This window comes from Brooklawnia sp., assembly GCF_049651565.1.
Taxonomy (GTDB): Bacteria; Actinomycetota; Actinomycetes; order Propionibacteriales; family Propionibacteriaceae; genus Brooklawnia.
In genome coordinates, this window is record NZ_JBASCI010000031.1 from 1 (window position 1) to 2,643 (window position 2,643).

General features: G+C 71.9%; 3 protein-coding genes and 1 pseudogene. 2 read left to right on the forward strand and 2 right to left on the reverse strand.

Annotated features, from left to right (window positions below; translation table 11 throughout):
* Together WBL05_RS01595 and WBL05_RS01600 are read right to left on the reverse strand one after the other, a co-directional pair.
* The coding region (locus WBL05_RS01595) for a hypothetical protein (protein ID WP_424223312.1) at positions 1–549 on the reverse strand (549 nt) is incomplete at its 3' end.
* A 10-nt stretch (positions 550–559) separates the two neighbouring features.
* Complete coding sequence (locus tag WBL05_RS01600) at positions 560–1,636, reverse strand: mannose-1-phosphate guanylyltransferase (protein WP_424223314.1); 1,077 nt, start codon at positions 1,634–1,636, stop codon at positions 560–562.
* 49 nt (positions 1,637–1,685) lie between these two features.
* Here WBL05_RS01600 and WBL05_RS01605 point away from each other — a divergent pair, with 49 nt between their 5' ends.
* The gene (locus WBL05_RS01605) at positions 1,686–2,438 is read left to right on the forward strand and encodes a TIGR03089 family protein (RefSeq protein WP_424223316.1); all 753 of its coding nucleotides are present in this window, start codon (positions 1,686–1,688) and stop codon (positions 2,436–2,438) included.
* A 10-nt stretch (positions 2,439–2,448) separates the two neighbouring features.
* A pseudogene (locus WBL05_RS01610) lies at positions 2,449–2,643 on the forward strand (hypothetical protein); the annotation flags it as partial.

Genomic DNA, 2,643 nt, shown 5'->3' on the forward strand with positions numbered 1-2,643 from the left:
GCCGGAAGCCGCGTCCCCGGCGCGTGACCACTGCAGGCCGGTGGCCTGCTGGGGGTTCCAGACCGGTGCCTGACCCTCCGGCTCGCCGGTGCTGGGCGTACTGGATTCGAGCCGGGCGTGCTCCTCGGCGTTGATCCCGCGCATTCGCCACAGCACCCAGCCGCAGGCACCCTTGGCGAGGATCTCGATCAAACCGCCGAGCGCGCCCAGCACCGTGCCCACGGTCCAGGTGCCGAACAGCGAGAGCACCCAGAAGACCAGGCCCACCCCGGCCGAGGCCGCCACCACCCCGGCGGCGGCACTGACCAGCCTCTGGGAGTCGGCCACCCGGGGCCGGGCGAGCACGCAGGCGAAAGCCAGCACGATGGCCGCGAACACCCACAGCAGTGACGGCGAACTGGCCCCGGCCAGCCGGGCGGCGCCGGCCAACCCGTTGCCCCTGGTCAACAGGACGATGAAGTGCCCGACGGTGGTGATCACCAGCACGCCGATCACCACCAGCACCGCGATCAGCCCGGGCCGTCGCAACCGCTTCAGATAGTCGATCATCGCTCTCCGTTCAGGCCAGCTCGGGCGACACCTGGTCGGCCACCTGCTCGGCCAGCTCCTTGATCTGCTGGGATGCTGCCAGGGTGGCGGCCAGCGTCGCCTCGGGGGTACGAACCACCACCAAGTCTTGCGCACCCGCAACCGCCAGCACGCTGCCGTGGTCGGTGTTCACCAGCAGGTTCCCGGTCGAATCGCGCACCACCACCGGGCCGACCACGGCGTTGCCGGCCGGGTCCTGCGGCAATACCGCCCGCAGCGCGGCGAAGCTGCCGACATCGGCCCAGTCGATGTCCAGCGCGATCGCCGCGACCCGCGCCGAGCCCTCACCGCGGGCCACCGGCTCCATCACGGCGTAGTCGACCGAGGTCTTCAGCAGCTGCGGGTAGATCTCGGCCAGCCGCTCGGGCTGCTCGGCCAGCTGGAGGACCTTGGTGTGGGTCTGCGGCAGCAGGACGGCCAACTGGTCGAGCAGCGTCCGGGCGCGCCAGACGAACATGCCGGCGTTCCACCAGTATCCGCCCGAGGCCAGGTAGGCCTGCGCGGTGGCCTGGTCGGGTTTCTCCTTGAACTCGGTGACCCAGCTTGCTGTGCCGTAGCCGTCGATGTCGGCGCCGCGGGCCAGGTAGCCGTAGCCGGTGTGCGGGCTGGTGGGCAGGACGCCGAAGGTCACCAGCACGTCGGGGATGTCGGTGGCCAGCCGGAAGCCGGCGGCCAGCGCATCGGCGAAGGTGTCCACCGGGTTGATCAGCTGGTCGGCGGTGACCATCGCGACCACGGCGTCCGGATCGCGTCGGGCCAGCACCGCGGCCGGCCAGGCCACCGCGTTCAACGAGTCACGGCCCTCGGGTTCGCCCAGCAGGTTCTCCGGCGCCAGCCCGGGCAGCTGCTCAAGCACCACGTCGGCGTAGGCGGCGCCAGTGCACACCAGCACCTGCTCCGGTCCGACCGCCTGCAGCACCCGTTGATAGGCGAGCTGCAGCAGGCTCTGCCCGTCGAACAGCGGCAGCAGTTGCTTGGGTTCACCCTGACGCGACAAGGGCCACAACCGCTTGCCCGAGCCGCCGGCCATGATCACGACGTAGCGCACATCGACAATCTAGCCGCCTGCCGTGGCCACCCCCGCCTAGCATGGACGAATGGTCCTGTCAGCTCGTCCCCGATCAGCCGGGGACCCCCTCGACGAACTGGAGCGCAGGGTCGCCTCCGAAGGCAGCCGCCCGCTGATCACCTGGTACGACCTCGACCAGGGGCTCCGTACCGAGCTGTCCGCGCGCACCTTCGCCAACTGGGTCGACAAGTCGGCCAACCTGCTGGTGTCGATGGACGCCGAGGACTGCCCCCGGATCGCCGTCAGCCTGTTGGTCAGCCATCCCGGGCACTGGGTCGGCCTGGTGTGGACGATGGCCACCTGGCAGCTGGGCGGGCTGGTGCTGGCCGCCCGCCCCGACGAGCTGGCGTCCAACGACACCCCCGACGCGATGGTGGTCGGCCCGCACGACGCCCACCCGGTGCCGGGCGTGGAGACCATCGCCTGCTCGCTGCACCCGCTGGGCGCCGGGTTCGACAGCAGGCCGTCCGGCGTGACCGACAACGTCGAGGTGCTCAGCCAGCCCGACGTGCACTGGCGGGCCCCCGCCACCCGACCGGTCTGCTTCCGCGCCGGGCGCGACTACAGCTGGAAGGACCTGTCCGAGGTCGAGCCGTCCGGTGAGCGTCGGCTGGTGGTTCCCGAGGCCGACCCGTGGCGAACGGTCTGCCGGACGCTGGTGGCGCCGCTGCTCGGCGGTGGCTCGACGGTTATTGCGGCCGGCGGGGACGCCGAGACCCGCGCCGCGGTGGCGCAGCAGGAACGAGCTGCCCTGCAGCCCCTCGACACCACCGGCGGGTAGCGTTTGGGCCATGAATGAGCCCTCCGGTGGCCGGCAGGCTGACCTCGACTGGTTGTACGGCCGGGACGCCCCCGCGCGCCCCGCGGAGGTTGAGCGTCCCAGCCCAGCCGACCGCCCGGCTGCGGCTGACCGGTCCGCCCCCGCCGATGCACCGGGCGCGGAGCGTCCGCGGATCGTCACCCCGGCCTACCGGACCGACGACGAC